Source organism: Streptomyces sp. enrichment culture (assembly GCF_964273145.1).
GTDB lineage: Bacteria > Actinomycetota > Actinomycetes > Streptomycetales > Streptomycetaceae > Streptomyces.
In genome coordinates this window covers 3,337,524-3,355,065 of the sequence record NZ_OZ186873.1, presented here as the reverse complement: position 1 = coordinate 3,355,065, position 17,542 = coordinate 3,337,524, and the positions used below count along the sequence as shown (strand labels likewise).

Here is a 17,542-nt window from a genome sequence, read left to right as displayed (position 1 = left end):
TGCCGACATGTGACATTCTGCGGGAAGCGCGTTTGCCGGAGCCCCGGCTCCGGTATTCAGGTGAAGGCTGCGTTCCCGAGGGGGGAGCGTTCCGCCGCGACCGTCCCGCGACCCAAAGGGGGTGGCATGTCCGCAGACCAGGGCAGCTCGAAGGTGCTCACGCTCCCGGAGAGCGAGACCGCGCCCGACGCGCTCGACGCGCTCGGCCCCATCGACGACGTCACGGGCCTTCAGGCGCCGGCCCCGGCCGCCCCGGCCCCGGAGGCCATCGACACCCGCACCCTGTCCCGCTCCCTGTTCCTGCGGCTCGCCGCCCTCGACGAGGACAGCCCGGAGCGCGCCTACGTCCGGGACACCCTGATCGAGCTCAACCTCCCGCTGGTGCGCTACGCCGCCGCCCGCTTCCGCTCCCGCAACGAGCCGATGGAGGACATCGTCCAGGTCGGCACCATCGGCCTGATCAAGGCGATCGACCGGTTCGACTGCGAACGGGGCGTGGAGTTCCCGACGTTCGCGATGCCGACCGTGGTCGGCGAGATCAAGCGGTTCTTCCGCGACACCTCCTGGTCGGTGCGGGTGCCGCGCCGCCTCCAGGAGCTGCGCCTGGCGCTGACCAAGGCCAGCGACGAGCTGTCCCAGAAGCTGGACCGCTCCCCGACCGTCGCCGAACTCGCCGCCGTGCTGGGCGTCTCCGAGGAGGACGTGGTCGACGGGCTCGCGGTGGGCAACGCCTACACCGCCTCCTCGCTGGACTCCCCGGCCCCGGAGGACGACGGCGGCGAGGGCTCGCTCGCCGACCGGCTGGGCTACGAGGACACGGCCCTGGAGGGCGTGGAGTACCGCGAGTCCCTCAAGCCGCTGCTGGCCAAGCTCCCGCCGCGCGAGCGGCGGATCATCATGCTGCGCTTCTTCGCCAACATGACCCAGTCCCAGATCGGCGAGGAGGTCGGCATCTCGCAGATGCACGTCTCCCGGTTGCTGACCCGCACGCTGGCCCAGCTGCGCGAGGGGCTCATCTCCGACTGAGGGCCACGGACGGCCCGGACCTCGGGACGGACGCGGGAGCAGGCACAGGAGCACACGTGAGAGACGACCCGCCGCCGCGGCGCCCCGAGGGCACCGCGGCGGCGGTCGTCCGTCCGGAGCGGGCGCGCCGGCCCGCCGTCGCACGTTACGCCAGCGCCAGCCAGGCCACGGCCGCGACGACCGCCACGGCGACCACGACGCCGACGATCAGGCCGATGCGGGGCCCGGCCGGGGCGGCGGCCTGCCGGGACTGGACGGGGGCGCCCTCGTCGACGAACGCGCGGAACATCTGGGTGCTGCCAGCGGGGTCGTAATTGCCCTGGGGGCCCTGGTTGTTAGCCATGGCCCGAGACCCTAGCGAATGAGCGGGTGCCGCCCAAGCGCGGGGCGGGCGGACCGGCCGACGCGACCGAACCCGCCCCCACCTGCATATTTACGTTCGCAATACTTGCCTTTGCCAACTTTTTGTGCCGGACCCCCTCAATTTGTTTGCCTGCGGCAACCAAACACTCGTATGGTTGCTCTAAGCAATAAACACGGGAGGTGTGAATGGCCGGGAAGGCGCAGTACGAGGAGCTGATCCGTCAGTTCAGTGCCTTCGGCGCCGTGAAGCGGGAGCTCGGCCGCATCCTGCCGGCCGACTGCCCCAGCGGGTCCGCCGCCGTCCTGACGCTGCTCGGCCGCCACGGCGACATGCGCATGAGCAAGCTCGCGGAGCTGCTCGCCGTGGACATGTCGGTCACGAGCCGCCATGTCGCGCACGTCGTCGAGCGGGGCTGGATCGAACGCTCCCCGGACCCCGCCGACAAGCGCTCGCGCATCCTGCGGCTGACACCCGAGGGCGTGGCGCAGCTCGACGAGCTGTCCGAGCGGACCACCCAACTGCTCGCCCACCGGCTGAGCGACTGGACCGACGAGGAGGTCGGCCAGCTCACCCGGCTCATGGCACGGCTCAGGGCGAGTTTCGACGACTGCCGGTTCACGCCGAACCGGGCCGCCACACCACCCGTGGCCGACCAGTCCACCCGTACACCCGCGATCACCACGTAAGAAAAGGAAGTCCATGGCAACGACCACACCAGCCGGTGTGCGGGCTCATGCCAAGCACGGGGGAGGCGCCTCCTCGGACGCCCCGATGACGCACCGGCAGATCATGGAGGCGCTCTCCGGGCTGCTGCTCGGCATGTTCGCCGCCATCCTGTCCTCGACCATCGTCTCCAACGCCCTGCCCGAGATCATCGGTGACCTCGGCGGCGGCCAGAGCGCGTACACCTGGGTCGTGACCGCCTCGCTGCTGGCGATGACGGCCTCGACTCCCCTGTGGGGCAAGCTCGCCGACCTGGTCAGCAAGAAGGCCCTGGTCCAGATAGCCCTCTGCGTCTACGTCGTCGGTTCCGTCGTGGCCGGCCTGTCGCAGAACCCGGGCATGCTGATCACCGCGCGGGCCATCCAGGGTCTGGGCGCGGGCGGTCTGTCCGCCCTGGCGCAGATCATCATGGCCGCGATGATCTCCCCGCGCGAGCGCGGACGCTACTCCGGCTACCTGGGCGCCACCTTCGCGGTCGCGACCGTCGGCGGCCCGCTGCTCGGCGGCGTCATCACCGACACGAGCTGGCTCGGCTGGCGCTGGTGCCTGTACGTGGGCGTGCCGTTCGCGCTGATCGCGCTGGTGGTGCTGCAGAAGACGCTGCACCTGCCGATGGTCAAGCGCACGGTCAAGGTCGACTGGGCCGGTGCCTTCTTCATCACCGCGGCCGTCTGCCTGCTGCTGGTCTGGGTCACCTTCGCGGACGACAAGTACGACTGGATGTCCTGGCAGACCGCCGTGATGGTCGGCGGCGCGATCGCGCTGACCGCGGTCTTCGTCCTCGTCGAGTCGAAGGCCAGCGAGCCGATCATCCCGCTGCGCCTGTTCAGGAACCGCACCATCACCCTGGCGTCGCTCGCCTCGCTGTTCGTCGGCATCGCGATGTTCGCGGGCACCGTCTACTTCAGCCAGTACTTCCAGCTCGCCCGGGACAAGTCCCCGACCATGTCGGGCGTCATGACGATCCCGATGATCGGCGGCCTGTTCATCTCCTCCACGGTCTCCGGTCAGATCATCACCAAGACCGGCAAGTGGAAGGGCTGGCTGCTGGCCGGCGGCGTGCTGCTGACGGCGGGCCTGGGCCTGCTGGGCACCATGCGCTACGACACCCCGTACTGGCACCTCGCGGTCTACATGGCGCTGATGGGCCTCGGTGTCGGCATGATGATGCAGAACCTCGTGCTCTGCACCCAGAACCAGGTGGCCCCGAACGACCTGGGTGCCGCGTCCTCCGTCGTGACCTTCTTCCGGTCCCTCGGCGGTGCGGTGGGCGTCTCGGTGCTCGGCTCCGTGATGTCGACCCGCATCAGCCACTACGCCCAGGACACCATCGGCCAGCTCAAGCCCGAGGAGCGGATGGCGGCCGGCAAGGCCATGGACTCCGGCCAGATCCCGGACATGGACCTGCTGCCCGCGCCCATCCGCACCTGGCTGGAGAGCGCCTACGGACACGGCATCGGCGACATCTTCCTCTACGTCGCCCCCATCGCGTTCCTGGCGTTCCTCGTGACGCTGTTCATCAAGGAGGTCCCGTTGCGTACGTCGGGTGCGCTCGCCCAGTCCGGCCAGACCGCCTCGCAGACCGCCTCCCCGGCGGCCCCGGCCCCGGCCGAGGCCACCGCCCGGCGTGAGCCGGCCGCCCCGGCCGGCGACGACGGTGCCGCGCCCGCCACGGACACGCAGAAGCCCGCGGCCGCCGCCGCGGCGGCCGGCTCCGAGGGGCCCGCCGCCGGCGGCACACCGGTCCGCGGCTTCGTCCGCGGCGCCGAGAGCGCGCCCGTGCCGCAGGCCGCCGTCACGCTGATCTCGCTCGGCGGCAGGCAGCTGGGCCGGTCGGTCGCGCAGGCCGACGGCTCCTACGCGGTGGACGCGCCGGGCGCGGGTTCGTACGTCCTGATCGCCTCCGCCGACGGCTACCAGCCGCAGGCGTCCACGATCGTGGTGAACGACGAGCCGGTCGCGTACGACATCCTGCTCAGCGGCACCAGCGGCCTGAACGGCCTGGTCCGCGCCGCCGAGACCGGGCAGCCGGTCAAGGACGCCATGGTCATCGTCACCGACGTGCGCGGCGACCTGCTGGCCACCACCACCTCCGGCGAGCAGGGCGAGTTCTCCCTCGCCGAACTGGTGCCGGGGACGGTGACCGTCGCGGTCAACGCCGCCGGGTTCCGGCCGCGCGCGCTGCCCGTCGAGGTCGGCGGCACCGGTGTCACCCGCGTCGAGATCGACCTGGACGCCGGCGCCCGCCTGCAGGGCGTCGTCCGCGCCCCGCACGGCCCGCTGGCCGACGCCCGCGTGACGCTGGTCGACGCGGCCGGCAACGTGGTCCGCACCGCCACCACCGGACCGGACGGCGCGTACGCCTTCACCGACCTGGACGGCGGCGAGTACACCGTCATCGCGACGGGCTACCCGCCGGTGGCGACCGCCCTGACCGTCAGCGGCCCGGGCGTCGACGGCCACGACATCGAGCTCGCCCACCCCGGCGAGTGACGAACACCCCGGCCCGCGGCGGGCGCGCGCTCGGAGCGCGTCCGCCGCGGGCCGGCCTCATAGCGACCCTTCTGCAACGCTTTTCAGGGAGAGAACGGGATGGGACTGACCGCGAGGATCCGTACCAGGGACGGATGGGCCGTGTCGCACGCGGTCGTCACGGTGACCGACATGACCGGCGCCCAGGTGCTGCGCGCCGAGGCCGACGCCGAGGGCGCCGTGCGGGACACCACGCCGCTGGAGCCGGGCGCGTACACCGTCATCGTCACGGCCGTCGGCTACGCGCCCGCCGCGTCGAGCGCGATCGTCACCGCGAGCGGGCGGGCCGAGGTCGGCACCGTGACGCTGGCCCGGCAGGGCGGTACCGAACTGCCGCCACCGGGACCGTGGACCATCGACCCGGCGCACTCCAATGTCGCCGCGGTCGCCCAGCACCTGGGGATCTCCAGCGTGCACGGCCGGTTCACGGACTTCTCCGGCACCATCGAGATCGCCCCGGACGACGTCACCAAGTCCCGCGTGGAGGCGGTGATCCAGGCGGCGTCCATCGACACCGGCAACGGCACGCGCGACGCCCACCTGAGGGCCGCGGACTTCCTTGACGTCGAGCGCTTCCCGGAGATCACCTACCGCTCCACCGGCGTGACGCGGGCCGGCACCGACCGCTGGACCGTCCACGGCGAGCTCGGCCTGCACGGCGTGGTCCGGCCGGTCGACCTGGACCTGGCCTACCTGGGCACCGGCGCCGACCCGTGGGGCGGCACCCGGGCGGCGTTCCGCGCGACGACGGAGCTGCGCCGCGAGGACTTCGCCATGAACTACAACCAGGTCCTCCAGGCCGGCATCGCCGCCATCGGCACGACGCTCAGGGTGGAGCTGGACGTCCAGGCGGTGCAGGGCGAGTCACTGCCGGCCGTCTGACCCGGCGCGGACCGTCCTGGCCACCAGGTCGCTGCACAGGTCGCGCAGTTTGACGTTGGAGTCCTGCGAGACCCGGCGCAGGCGCTCCAGCGCGATCCGGGCGTCGATCCGCTCGCGGGCCATGAGGATGCCGACGGCCTGGTCGATGACGCTGCGGGAGAGCAGGGCGGCGCGCACGTCGGCGGCGGACTGCCGCTGCCGTTCGATGCGCAGGGCGGTGGCGACGGCGTCCGCGGCCCGCCGCGCGAAGGCCCGGGCCACGTCGGTCCTCTCGCCCAGCGAACCGGGCTCGACGCCGTAGAAGTTGATCGCGGCGCCCGTCTCGCCCTCCACGGCGAGCGGCAGCGCCAGCACGCAGCGGACGCCGGCGGCGAGCGCGTACGCCGTGTAGGGCGGCCAGCGGGTCTCCACGGCCAGGTCGGCGGCGTACTGGGGTCTTCCCGTCTCGGCGGCGTCCACGCAGGGACCCGAGCCGTTCTCGTACTGGCGCAGGTCCAGGCCGCTGGGCAGGCCGGAGCTGCCGGCCAGGGTCATCAGGCGGTCGGCGCGGCGCACGGTGAGGCTGCACGCGACGGCGCCGGGGACCTCCTGCACCGCGCGGTCGGTCAGGTCGCGCAGCAGGGTGTCGAGGCCCTGGCTGCGCACCATCGCCTGATCGAGTGTTTCCGAGGTCTGGGGGGTCTCGGGTCTCATGGCCGTACGTGTATCCCCTCAACGCTCGTTGACTCCTCACCCGGCCGTGGTGCCGTGCGCGTCGACGATGCGGCGGGAGAGGTCGCGCAGCTTCACGTTCTCCCGCTGGGAGGCCTTCACCAGGCTCTCGAAGGCGCTCGCCGCGTCGATGTTCTGCCGCTCCATCAGGATGCCGGTGGCCTGGCCGATCAGGTCGCGGGTGCGCATGGCCTCGGTGAGCTGCGCGCGCACGGTCGCCGAGTCCAGGGCGATGCCGACGTGCGCGGTGAACAGCCGGCCGATGCGGGTGGCGTTCTCGTCGAAGACCCGCGGCTTGCTGGCGTAGGCCGTCAGCACGGTCAGGTTGCGCCGGTCGGCGCGCAGCCGCAGGGACAGCGCCGAGCGCAGGCCGAGGGCGGACAGGCCACCGGCGTCGCCGTCGGCCTCGCTGTCCTCTATCCGCGCCACCGGCGTGGTCCACAGGCGCTCCCAGTGCGGGAGCGGCCCCCGGTCGCCGTGCCGGGACTCGGCGGACCGTACGGCCTCGTCGGTCCAGGCGAGGGCGCGGCGCCGGCCGCTGTGCGGGCGGCCGCCGCGCTCGATCACCGAGATGCCGGCGTGTTCGGCGCCGGGCATGAAGCGCACGGCCAGGCGGACGGCGGCGCTCAGGGTGCCGTGCGGGGTGGTCGTCTCGTGCAGTTGCCGGGCCACCGCCGTCAGGGCCTCGGCCAGCTCGACGCCGGCGGAGCCCTCGGGAAAACGGGGCGAATCATCAAACTCGGACGCAGCCACCACGAACCTCTTCGGCATGCACGGCGGATGAGGCCGTGCGCAGGAGAGCTCCGCAGCACATTCCTGACTGCGAGCACAGGACATACAGCACTTTAACTGCTCGGTCGCACCGGAGTGACGCCCGGCCGACGGTCCGCCTTCCGCACCCGCCGCCGCCCGTGATGGAATGGCGGGTGGGTCAGGAAGCGGCCTAACCGGAATCCGGACGCGAGTCTGTCAGGTGAGTCTCCGTGACCTTCCTCCCGAACCAGTGCCGGTCGTGCCTCCCGCCCGGCTGCACCCTGCTCGCCCTGCCCCCCGAGATCGACTTCTGCAACGTCGACGAGGTGCTGGACCTCGTCCTGTCCGCGGTCGACCCCCACGACCACCGGCTCCGGCTCCTCGTCCTGGACCTCACCGGAACCCGGTTCATGGACTCCCAGGGCGTCCGCCTCGTCAACGACATACGCCGGCGGCTGCACCCCCGCGCCCGCGTCCGGGTCGTGGCGCGTGCGGACGGCGTGGCCAGCCGCGTCCTGGAGCTGACCGGCCTGCGCCGCGACGTCCCCGTGTACGACAACCTGACGGAGGCGTTGTGGCCCTAGGTGTGCTGTCCCGGGACGCCGGCTCCCGGCGCGCCCGCGCCCGCGCCCTACGCTGATCCCATGGCACCGAACATCGCGACCAACACCCGTGTCCCCCTGGACGAGCTGCTGGACTTCGTACGGCCCCGGCACCGCGCGATCCTGCTGACCCGGCGGGCCGACGGCGGCCCGCAGGGATCGCCGCTGACCTGCGGTGTCGACGACTCGGGCCGGATCGTGGTCTCCACGTACCCGGAACGCGCCAAGACCCGCAACGCCAAGCGGGACCCCCGGGTCAGCCTCATCGTGCTCAGCGACGACTGGAACGGCCCCTGGGTGCAGATCGACGGGACGGCGGAGGTGATCGACGCCCCCGACTCGGTGGAGCCGCTCGTGGAGTACTACCGGAACATCGCCGGCGAGCACCCGGACTGGGACGAGTACCGGCGGGCCATGGTCCGGCAGGGCAAGTCGATCATCCGGGTCACGCCCGAGCGCTGGGGCCCGGTGGCGACGGGGGGCTTCCCGGCGCGCCTGGTGGAGGGGGAGTGACCGGCACGCCGGCGCTCAGCCGCGGGCGACCATCGCCTCGATGCCCGCGATCACCAGGTCCAGCGCGAAGGTGAAGTCGCGCTCCCACATCTCCACCACCGTGTCGCCGCCGCGGGCCGCCATGAGGTCCTTCGACTCCTCGATGAGCCCGGAGGCCTCCGGCGCCCGGCTCACCGTGCTCATGGCGTGCCGGAAGTACTCGTCCTCGGTCATCCCGGTGGCCGCGCAGCGCGCGCGGAAGTGGCCCTCCATCGTGCCGAAGCCGTAGACGAACTGGAAGACGACGGCGATGGCGCCGGCCAGGCGGTGCTCCGGCAGCCCGGTCCTGCGGACGACCTGCTGCACGGCGCGGGAGAACTCCAGGTTGTTGGGCCCGATGTTGAGGTAGGTGCCGACGAGCGGCGACGCCCAGGGGTGGCGCACCAGCATGGCCCGGTACTCCGCGGCCAGCTTGCGCAGCTGCTCGCGCCAGTCCTCGTCGGCGGCCTGCGGGCCGGGCAGGTCCATCTCGCCCGTGATCGCGTCCAGGGCGAGTTCGAGGAGGTCGTCCTTGGTGTCGACGTACCAGTAGACGGACATCGCCGTGACGTTCAGCTCGGCGGCCAGGCGGCGCATGGAGAACTTCGCCAGTCCCTCGGCGTCCAGCAGCCGGACCGCGGCCTCGGTGACGCGGTCGCGGTCCAGTCCCGACGGCTGCCCGCCGCCGCGCCCGCCCCGGCGCGCCGTGTCCTTCAGCCAGACACTGGTCTGCGTCACCCGCTGGACTGCCTCGGCCATGGCGCACCTTCCTCGACTCGCCTACGCCGGTCATGCTAGGCGCCCCTCGGCGGCGCCCGGCCGGGCCGGCCCGCGGTCCTGCCGGGCGGGCGCGGTTGCCGGCGTCCGCCCGGCGCCCCGCCACCCGGTTCCCTAGGCGGCCGTCCGTTCCGCCCGGCGCAGCAGCACCGCCGCGACCAGCCCGCCGAGCAGCACGGCCGCCGCCCCCACCAGCTGGCTGCTCTGCAGGCCGGAGGAGAACGCGTCGGTGATCCGCTCCCGCTCCGCCGCCGAGTCCGCCGAGGCCAGCGCCGCGGGCAGCGAACCGGCCGTCACCGGCACCAGCGCCGCGAACCGCGCGTTGAGCACCGCGCCCAGCACCGCGACGCCCAGCCCGTTGCCGAACTCGGCGAGCGTGCCGTTGATCCCGGCCCCCACTCCTGCCTTCTCCGGGGGGATGGAACTCATGACGGCGTGCGCCATGGCGGGGCTGGCGATCGCGCACCCCACGCCGATGAGCACCAGCCCCAGCAGCGTGCCGGCGTAGCCGCCGGAGGCCAGTAGGGCGATCGCCGCCAGGCCGGCCGCCGTCAGCACCATGCCCAGGGCGATGGAGACGGGCAGGCCCAGCCTCGCCGTCCACTTCGCCGCGAGCCCCGTGAAGTTCAGCGCGACGAAGGTGAGCGCCAGCGGCGAGGTCCGCAGGCCGGCCTCCAGCGCGTCGTAGCCGAGGACGAACTGGAGGTGCTGGGTCAGCAGGTACATGGCGCCGGTCATGCCGAACGTGATGAGCACCGCTCCGGAGACCGCGCCCGTGAAGCGGCGGTTGCGGAAGAAGTGCAGGTCCAGCATCGGGTACGGGATGCGGTTCTCCCAGTACGCGAAGGAGCCGAGGGCCGCGGCCGCCACGGCCACCGGGACCAGGACCCGCGCCGACGTCCAGCCGTGCTCCGGGCCGGAGATGATCGCGAAGACGAGGGACGCCATGCCGGTCGTGGAGAGCAGGGCGCCCGGCAGGTCGGGGCGGTCGCCCTGGGGATTCTTGGACTCGGGGACCAGGACGACCACGGCGATCAGGCCCAGCGCCGCCACCGGCAGGTTGATCAGGAAGATCGCGCCCCACCAGAAGTGGTTCAGCAGGAAGCCGCCGAGCAGCGGGCCCGCCGCGAAGCCCAGGGAGTTCACGGCGGCCCAGACGCCGATGGCCTTGGGCTGCTCCTCGGGCGTGAAGATCTGCATCGCCACGGCGAGGGTGGTGGTCATCAGCAGCGCCCCGCCGATGCCCATGCCGGCCCGGGCCGCGATCAGCTGGCCGGTGGACTGGGCCAGCCCGGCCACCAGCGAACCGAGACCGAACAGGGCCAGGCCCGCGAACAGCATCTTCTTGCGGCCGTAGCGGTCGGCGGCGTTGCCCGCGGTGAGCAGCAGGCCGGACTGCACCAGCGAGTAGGCGTTGATCATCCACTGGATGTCGGAGGTCGCCGCGTCCATCTCGCGGGTGAGCGAGGGGATGGCGACGTTCAGGACGGTGTTGTCGATCACCACGGTGAGCAGGGCGAGGGAGATGACACCGAGGATCAGCCAGCGCTGCGGGTGGCCCTGCGGCGGCGACTGGGGCCGCGCCGCGCGGCCGGGCTCTTCCGGGAGCCGTTCCTGGGGGGATGCCGTCATGCCATACAGCGTAGAACAGGTCCTATACGGCGTACAACAGAAATGCGGAGGGGGCGGCGGCCGAAGCCGCCGCCCCCTCGCGGTGCACGGAACCGTCAGCCGCCGCTCGTGGGCCGGGTGAGGTCGTAGAAGGTGGCCGAACCGACGGTCACCTTCTCGAAGCCGGCCGCCACCCAGGAGGCGATCCGCGCGGAGCTGCCGGAGCCGCCGCCCGGACCGCCTCCCATGCCGCCGCCCGCGATGAAGTAGTGGATCCTGCCGTCCGCCACGTACTCCTTGAACTGCGCCAGGGTGGGCGAGGGATCGGTGCCGTTGAAGCCGCCGATCGCCATCACCGGCTCACCCGTGGCCAGCTGGTAGCTCGCCGCGTTCTGCGAGCCGACGGCCGCCGCGGCCCAGGTGTACCGGCCGGCGTCGGCCTCCAGCAGCCTTTCGGCCTCGGCCCCGACCTGGGCGCCGTCGAGCAGGCCGCCCATGCCGCCGCCACCGGCGCCGCCCGTCCGTCCGCCCTCGCCGGCCGTGGCGCCGCCCGGCGGGGCGCCGCCCGGCACGCCGTTGCCCGCGGCCGGGCCGCCACCCGGCATCCCGCCGCCCGGCTGGTTCCGGCCCTGCCCCTGCCCGGCACCGCCGCCTTGGCCCTGCCTCTGCCCCTGGCCCGGCGTGCCCCCGCCGGGGAAGCCGCCGCCCGGACCGCCCTCGCGGCCGGCGCCCGGCGCGCCGCCCGGGCCGCCGCCCCGCGTGCTCGCGCCCGCCGGACCGGCCGTCACGATGGAACCGCTGTGGCCCACCTGGACCGTACTGACGGTGTACGCCGCCGGCCCGGCCAGCGCGGCCACCAGCCCGAGCCCCGCCACGGCGAGCGCCGCCCGGCGTCCCAGCCGTCCCGCGAAGACCAGCCCCAGGGCGGCGGCCAGACCGCCGACGAGGACCAGCCACCTCAGCCACGGCAGGTAGTCGGGTGTGCGGTCGAGCAGGAGGTACCCCCAGGCCGCGGTCGCGGTGAGGGCGGCGGCGAGGGCGAGCGACGCACCCGTCGAGCCGCGCCGCTCCCACAGGGCCGCCGCGCCCATGCCGACGACGGCCGCCAGGTAGGGGGCGAGGGCCACCGTGTAGTACTGGTGGAAGATGCCCGCCATGTAGCTGAAGACGGCCATGGTCGTCAGCAGCGAGCCGCCCCACACCAGGAACGCGCCGCGCGCCGGATCGGTCCGGCCGGACTTCCTCGTGAGGACCAGGCCCGCGACGAGCAGGATCAGCGCCGCCGGCAGCAGCCAGCTGATCTGGCCGCCGACCTCGGAGTTGAACATCCGGTCCCAGCCGGTCTCCCCCCACCGGCCGCCGCCCGCGCCGCCACCGCCGCCGACACTGCCGGTCTCCTCGCCGTTGAGCCGGCCCAGGCCGTTGTAGCCGAAGGTCAGCTCGAGGAAGCTGTTGTGCTGCGAGCCGCCGATGTACGGGCGGGAGGAGGCGGGCCACAGCTCCACGATCGCGACCCACCAGCCGCCGCAGACCACCAGCGCCGCGGTCGCCAGCGCCAGCTGGGCCAGCCGCTTGCGCAGCCGCACCGGGGCGCACACCCCGTAGGCGAGGGCGAGAGCCGGCAGGATCAGGAACGCCTGGAGGGTCTTGGCGAGGAACGCGAGGCCGATCGCGGCCCCGGCCCACACCAGCCACTTGGTGCGGCCGTCCTCCAGGGCCCGCACGACCAGGTGGCAGGCGACGGACATCAGCAGCGCCAACAGCGCGTCGGGGTTGTTGAACCGGAACATCAGCGCCGCCACCGGCGTCAGCGCCAGCACCGCGCCCGCGAGCAGCCCCGCGCCGGGACCCGACCGGCGCCGCACGGCGGCGTACACGACCGCCACCGTGCCGACGCCCATCAGCACCTGGGGGACGAGGACGGCCCACGCGTTCAACCCGAACACCCGCACCGACAGCGCCATCGGCCACAGCGCGGCCGGGGGCTTGTCGACGGTGATGGCGTTGGACGCGTCCAACGAGCCGAAGAAGAACGCCTTCCAGGACCGGCTGCCCGCCTGCGCGGCCGCCGAGTAGAAGGAGTTGGCGTACCCGGAGGCGCTCAGGCCGTACAGGTAGAGCAGGCCGGTGGCCAGCAGCAGGCCGAGGAGGGCCGGGCGCACCCAGCGGGGGTCCTCCGGCCGGCCGCGCCACAGCCGCCGCACCGGGGACGGTCCTGCGGTGGCCGGTGGCGGGGCCGAGGGGGCGGGAGGGACGTTCCCCGGCAGGGCCGTCGGGGCGTGGTCCGCGGTCATCGCGTGCTCCCGTGGCCGGCGTCGGCGGGGAACCGGTTCGGCTGGTGCGGGGCGGCCGGCGTCCGCGGGAACACCCAGGCCCGCAGGAGCAGGAAGCGCAGCACGGTCGCCGCGAGGTTGGCGGCGATCAGCACCGCCAGTTCGGTGGAGTGCGCGGGATCGGCCGACGCCGCGTCCAGCGCGGCGAGCGAGCCGCTGGTCAGGACCAGGCCGATGGCGAAGACCACGAGCCCCTGCGCCTGGTGCCGTACGGCGCCGCCCCAACCGCGCACCCCGAAGGTCAGCCGCCGGTTGGCGGCGGTGTTGACGACCGCGCAGACCAGCAGGGCGAGCGCGTTGGCGGCCTGCGCGCCGGTGACCAGGCGGAAGCCGCTGTAGAGCAGGAGGTAGAGGAGGGTGGACAGGGCGCCGACGGCGCAGAACCCGACGAGCTGCCGGGCCAGGCCGCTGGGTACGCCCTTGATCTCCCGGTCGCGCGGGTCGTCGCCGAAGGGCCGGGCGAGCCGGTCCAGCGGCAGCGCGCCGGTGGCCAGGGCCTTGCCGACCCGCCACACGCCCTTGAGGTCCTCGGTGGCCGTCCTCACGATGTGCACGGTCGAGTCGGGGTCGTCGACCCAGTCGACCGGCACCTCGTGGATCCTGAGCCCCGCCCGCTCGGCGAGCACCAGCATCTCCGTGTCGAAGAACCAGCCGGTGTCCTCCACCAGCGGCAGCAGCTCCCGCGCCACGTCCCGGCGTATCGCCTTGAAGCCGCACTGGGCGTCGGAGAAGCGGGCCTGGAGCGAGCCGCGCAGGATGAGGTTGTAGGTGCGGGAGATGAACTCCCGCTTGGCGCCGCGCACCACGCGCGCGCTGCGGGCCAGGCGGGAGCCGATCGCGAGGTCGGAGTGGCCGGAGATCAGCGGGGCGACCAGCGGCAGCAGGGCGTTGAGGTCGGTGGACAGGTCGACGTCCATGTAGGCGAGGACCGGGGCGTCCGAGGCGGACCAGACGGCGCGCAGGGCCCGGCCGCGGCCCTTCTGCTCCAGCCGCACCGACCGCACCCCGGCGATCCGCTCCGCCAGTCGTGCCGCCACCTGCGGCGTGGAGTCCGTGGAGGCGTTGTCGGCGATCGTGATGCGGAACCCGTACGGGAAGGTGCGCGCGAGGTGCTCGTGCAGCCTGCTCACGCACGGCCCGAGGTCCTTCTCCTCGTTGTAGACGGGGATCACTACGTCCAGGACAGGCGTGCCGGCTGCCGCGGCCGGGAGGTGCTCCCGCGCCGGCAGGGTGCCGGGAGAAGAGTCGGTTCGCATGGACCGACTCTCCTCACCTCCCCTGTCGCGCCCGTGTGGTGCGGCTGTGGTGTGACTGTGAACCGTCCTGGCACGCCGGGAGGGACGGAGGGCCCAAGAGGTGGGAAGGGACGGCCTGGTGACGGTCCGTAGGGGCCGAGGGGCCCGCCGGGAGGGCCGGGAGGCGGACGGTGAACACCGTCCGCCCGGGCACGCTGTCCACGGTCACGGCACCGCCGTGCGCGGCCGTCACGGCCTGCACGATCGCCAGCCCCAGACCGGTCGAACCGGTGGCGCGGCTGCGCGCCGAGTCGCCCCGCGCGAACCGTTCGAAGACGTGCGGGAGCAGTCCGGGCGGGATGCCCGGACCGTCGTCCTCGACGTCCACGCACAGCCACGCGCCGCGGTGCCGCACGCGCGCGGTGACGGTCGTCCCGGGCGGGGTGTGGGTGCGGGCGTTGGCGAGCAGGTTGACCAGGACCTGCTGGAGCCGGGCCGGGTCGGCCGACGCGTGCGCCGGTTCGTCCGGCAGGTCGAGCCGCCAGGTGTGGTCCGGCCCGGCCGCGCGGGCGTCGCTGACGGTGTCCACGACCAGCGGTACGAGGTCGGTCCGCTCGAACCGCAGGGGCCGCCCGGCGTCCAGGCGGGCGAGCAGCAGCAGGTCCTCGACGAGGAGGGTCATCCGCGCGGCCTCGGACTCGATCCGGCCCAGGGCGTGCCGGGTGTCGGGGCCGACCCGCTCCCCGCCGCGCCGGGTCAGCTCGGCGTACCCGCGAATGGAGGCCAGGGGTGTGCGCAGCTCGTGGCTGGCGTCCGCGACGAACTGCCGTACCCGCGTCTCGCTGCGCTGGCGGGCGTGGAGCGCGCCGTGCACGTGGTCCAGCATCCGGTTCAGCGCGGCACCGACCCGGCCGACCTCGGTGTGCGGGTCGCACTCGGACTCCGGGACGCGCTCGTCGAGGTTCACCTCCCCCGCGTGCAGCGGGAGTTCGGCCACGCGCGTGGCGGTGTCGGCGACCCGGCGCAGGGGCCGGGTCGCGACGCCGACGATGACGGTGCCGGCGAGGGAGGCGGCGACGAGTCCGGCGGCGGTGACGCTGGCCTCGATGAGGAGGAGCGTTTCGAGGGTGCCGTCGACCTGGGCGGTCGGGATGGCCACGTAGAAGTCGCCGTTGACGCCGTACGCGTACCGGACGAGGTACCCGCCCAGCTCCGGCAGGTCCACGGTGTGCGAACGGCCGTCCCGGGCGACGGCGGCCAGCGCCTCCGTCTGCGCCCCGGTGAGCGCCTCGGCGTCGATCTGCAGGCCCGTCGTGGACGTCTTCCCGACCTCGGCCTCGGTGACGGTGCCGTCCTCGATCCGGGCCACGAGGGTGCCGCTGGGCTGCGGTCCCCTGGTGACGAAGTCGGTCAGGTCGATCCGCATGACCTGCCGCCCGGGCGGCACGGCCCCGCCCTCCGGGGTGTCGGGCGGACCGAACTTCCCCGACGCCCGCGCCGCCACCTCCCTGAGCTGCCCGTCCAGCTGCTCGTACAGGTGCGAGCGCAGCGCCAGCGTGGTCACGGTGCCGATCACCGCGCACACCACGGCGATCAGTACCACCGACACGACGACCAGCCGCGTCCGCAGCGTGCGCGGCGTGCGCGCCCGCCGCCGCGGCCACGGCCGCCGTCCCGCCCTCACGCCGCGGGCTTGATCAGGTAACCGGCGCCGCGCCGGGTGTGGATCATCGGCTCCCGCCCGGCGTCGATCTTCCGCCGCAGGTAGGAGATGTACAGCTCGACGACGTTGGCCTGCCCGCCGAAGTCGTAGGACCACACCCGGTCGAGGATCTGCGCCTTGCTGAGCACCCGGCGCGGATTGCGCATCAGGAAGCGCAGCAGCTCGAACTCGGTGGCGGTCAGGTGGATGCTGTCCCCGCCCCGGGTGACCTCGTGGCTGTCCTCGTCGAGGGTGAGATCACCGACGACCAGCACCGAGTCGGCGCGGCGGTCGGCGGCACCGGAGCGGCGGATCAGCCCGCGCAGCCGGGCGACGACCTCCTCCAGGCTGAACGGCTTGGTGACGTAGTCGTCCCCGCCGGCGGTCAGCCCGGCGATACGGTCCTCCACGGCGTCCTTGGCGGTCAGGAACAGCACCGGTATGTCGGGCAGTTCGCGGCGCAGCCGCCCGAGCACGGTGAGCCCGTCCATGTCGGGCAGCATCATGTCCAGCACGACCGCGTCCGGCCGGAACTCGCGCGCCGTCCGGAGCGCTCCGTGCCCGTCCCCGGCCGTGCGGATCTGCCAGCCCTCGTAGCGCAGGGCCATGGACAACAGCTCGGTGATCGACATCTCGTCGTCCACCACCAGCACCCGGACGGGGCTCCCGTCCGGCCTCAGCAGTTCGGTGCGCCCCTGGGGCGAGGTCGTGGTCATGCCGTACACGGTGTCGGAGCGCTCTGAGAGGGCTCTTTCGGCAACCTGTGATTTCCCTGAGAAACCGGCACTCCCCGGGCCGGCGGTCGGAAGAGCCCGTCCTGGGTCCCCGCGCTCCCGCGCACCTCCACACACTTCCTTCCGCGCCCCCGAGGGAAGTCCGCTTCCCCCAGGTCAGCGCGGTGTGCTGATCACCGGCCCACACCGGCTCGGGACCGCGCGCCGGCCACCGCAGCCCCGGACACGTCCATGTCCGTGCCTCCCTCCTCCGGGAGCAGGCGCCGCCGCCGACGACGCCCTCCGGGAGGATTTTCGACCGGACCCCGCCGGACACCGCCGGCAGGGGCGGGGCGAAGGCGGAAGCAGGAGGCCCTGTGGAGTGATCCGCAGGGCCTCCTGCTCGTTGCGCGCTCGGCCGGACACGCACACGCGGCCTTCCGGTCCGCGGCTCCGTGCGGACCGGCCGAGGGCGGCCGTACCGGTCGCGTGACGATCTCTCGCGAGTGCCGCCGGACGGGGCCGGTCGCCGTGGTCGCCGCACCCGCCCGCGCCACCCCGGCCTTTACAGACGGTCGTTGTGCGTGCCCGGGCCGCGGTGGGTTCCCGTGTCGTGGGTCTTCCGCCGGCGAGGGATGAGACCGAGCAGACCCAGGAGACCGGCGAGGCCCCAAAGCCCCCAGCCTCCGTCGTCATCGTCCTGCTCGTCGGTGTCCTGCGCCTGGCTCTGGGCGGCCTGCACGGCGGTCACCGATGCCGCCGCCGGCGTTTGCGCTTCCGCGGTGACCGCAGCGGGCCCTGCGAGGAGAGCGGCTGCCAGGAGAGCACCGATAGTCGTGCGACGCATAGTTCCTCCTTGCGTGACCCATGGACAGGGCCTTACCTCCATGTCGCAGGAGACGGAGGCACCGCGCAACTCCTGGGGGCGCGGGAGCACTCCCTGAACCGGCCTCGGCCCCATTTCCCGGGGCTCCACGGCCGATCGGGCCGTTAGTCCGAATGGGTGACCCGCCCGCTTCGGCTCGTGTGCCGGATCCCTGAGGCGAT

General features: G+C 73.3%; 16 protein-coding genes. 6 read left to right on the top strand and 10 right to left on the bottom strand.

Annotated features, from left to right (window positions below; all coding sequences use genetic code 11):
* Positions 1-126: 126 nt before the first annotated feature.
* Entirely contained in the window at positions 127-1,026 is a 900-nt protein-coding gene (locus ACSU6Z_RS15095) for an RNA polymerase sigma factor SigF (protein WP_358782855.1), read from the top strand.
* A 145-nt stretch (positions 1,027-1,171) separates the two neighbouring features.
* Here the strand turns inward: ACSU6Z_RS15095 and ACSU6Z_RS15090 are convergent, their stop codons facing one another.
* The gene (locus tag ACSU6Z_RS15090; protein ID WP_437046059.1) at positions 1,172-1,369 is read right to left on the bottom strand and encodes a hypothetical protein; all 198 of its coding nucleotides are present in this window, start codon (positions 1,367-1,369) and stop codon (positions 1,172-1,174) included.
* A 206-nt stretch (positions 1,370-1,575) separates the two neighbouring features.
* Here ACSU6Z_RS15090 and ACSU6Z_RS15085 point away from each other — a divergent pair, with 206 nt between their 5' ends.
* The 3 genes from ACSU6Z_RS15085 (at position 1,576) to ACSU6Z_RS15075 (ending at position 5,527) form a co-directional block, all read left to right on the top strand.
* The gene (locus ACSU6Z_RS15085) at positions 1,576-2,076 is read left to right on the top strand and encodes a MarR family winged helix-turn-helix transcriptional regulator (RefSeq protein ID WP_437046057.1); all 501 of its coding nucleotides are present in this window, start codon (positions 1,576-1,578) and stop codon (positions 2,074-2,076) included.
* 13 nt (positions 2,077-2,089) lie between these two features.
* The gene (locus ACSU6Z_RS15080) at positions 2,090-4,606 is read left to right on the top strand and encodes an MFS transporter (protein ID WP_437046056.1); all 2,517 of its coding nucleotides are present in this window, start codon (positions 2,090-2,092) and stop codon (positions 4,604-4,606) included.
* A 99-nt stretch (positions 4,607-4,705) separates the two neighbouring features.
* Positions 4,706-5,527, top strand: a complete 822-nt coding sequence (locus tag ACSU6Z_RS15075) for a YceI family protein (RefSeq protein WP_437046054.1) — start codon at positions 4,706-4,708, stop codon at positions 5,525-5,527.
* Here ACSU6Z_RS15075 and ACSU6Z_RS15070 read toward each other — a convergent pair.
* Together ACSU6Z_RS15070 and ACSU6Z_RS15065 are read right to left on the bottom strand one after the other, a co-directional pair.
* Complete coding sequence (locus tag ACSU6Z_RS15070; RefSeq protein WP_437046052.1) at positions 5,510-6,220, bottom strand: GAF and ANTAR domain-containing protein; 711 nt, start codon at positions 6,218-6,220, stop codon at positions 5,510-5,512. The genes ACSU6Z_RS15075 and ACSU6Z_RS15070 overlap by 18 nt on opposite strands.
* A 36-nt stretch (positions 6,221-6,256) precedes the next feature.
* Positions 6,257-7,009 (bottom strand): GAF and ANTAR domain-containing protein, encoded by a 753-nt coding sequence (locus ACSU6Z_RS15065; protein WP_437046050.1) that lies wholly within the window; start codon positions 7,007-7,009, stop codon positions 6,257-6,259.
* A gap of 212 nt (positions 7,010-7,221) precedes the next feature.
* Between ACSU6Z_RS15065 and ACSU6Z_RS15060 the strand changes: the two genes are divergently transcribed.
* Positions 7,222-7,575: an STAS domain-containing protein gene (locus ACSU6Z_RS15060; RefSeq protein ID WP_437046048.1), complete on the top strand. Its 354-nt coding sequence runs from the start codon at positions 7,222-7,224 to the stop codon at positions 7,573-7,575.
* Positions 7,576-7,635: 60 nt separating this feature from the next.
* Positions 7,636-8,106, top strand: coding sequence for a PPOX class F420-dependent oxidoreductase (locus tag ACSU6Z_RS15055; protein ID WP_437046046.1), 471 nt, complete (start codon positions 7,636-7,638; stop codon positions 8,104-8,106).
* 15 nt (positions 8,107-8,121) lie between these two features.
* Here the strand turns inward: ACSU6Z_RS15055 and ACSU6Z_RS15050 are convergent, their stop codons facing one another.
* The 7 genes from ACSU6Z_RS15050 to ACSU6Z_RS15020 all read right to left on the bottom strand — a co-directional run bounded on the left by ACSU6Z_RS15050 (position 8,122) and on the right by ACSU6Z_RS15020 (position 17,342).
* Positions 8,122-8,883 (bottom strand): TetR/AcrR family transcriptional regulator, encoded by a 762-nt coding sequence (locus tag ACSU6Z_RS15050; protein WP_437046044.1) that lies wholly within the window; start codon positions 8,881-8,883, stop codon positions 8,122-8,124.
* Between the two features lie 132 nt (positions 8,884-9,015).
* Positions 9,016-10,533 carry an MFS transporter gene (locus tag ACSU6Z_RS15045; RefSeq protein ID WP_437046043.1) on the bottom strand — a complete coding sequence of 506 codons (1,518 nt, stop codon included), beginning with the start codon at positions 10,531-10,533 and terminating at the stop codon, positions 9,016-9,018.
* A gap of 95 nt (positions 10,534-10,628) precedes the next feature.
* Positions 10,629-12,806 carry an ArnT family glycosyltransferase gene (locus tag ACSU6Z_RS15040; RefSeq protein WP_437046041.1) on the bottom strand — a complete coding sequence of 726 codons (2,178 nt, stop codon included), beginning with the start codon at positions 12,804-12,806 and terminating at the stop codon, positions 10,629-10,631.
* Positions 12,803-14,101, bottom strand: a complete 1,299-nt coding sequence (locus ACSU6Z_RS15035) for a glycosyltransferase (RefSeq protein WP_437046039.1) — start codon at positions 14,099-14,101, stop codon at positions 12,803-12,805. Before ACSU6Z_RS15035 ends, ACSU6Z_RS15040 begins: the two co-directional genes overlap by 4 nt.
* 13 nt (positions 14,102-14,114) lie before the next feature.
* A complete protein-coding gene (locus ACSU6Z_RS15030; RefSeq protein WP_437046037.1) occupies positions 14,115-15,764 on the bottom strand; it encodes a sensor histidine kinase in 1,650 nt (549 codons plus the stop codon).
* Complete coding sequence (locus ACSU6Z_RS15025; protein WP_437046035.1) at positions 15,761-16,498, bottom strand: response regulator transcription factor; 738 nt, start codon at positions 16,496-16,498, stop codon at positions 15,761-15,763. The genes ACSU6Z_RS15030 and ACSU6Z_RS15025 overlap by 4 nt, the downstream gene beginning before the upstream one ends.
* 562 nt (positions 16,499-17,060) lie before the next feature.
* On the bottom strand, positions 17,061-17,342 hold the full coding sequence (locus tag ACSU6Z_RS15020) for a WGxxGxxG family protein (RefSeq protein ID WP_437046033.1): 282 nt from the start codon (positions 17,340-17,342) through the stop codon (positions 17,061-17,063).
* Between the last annotated feature and the right edge of the window lie 200 nt (positions 17,343-17,542).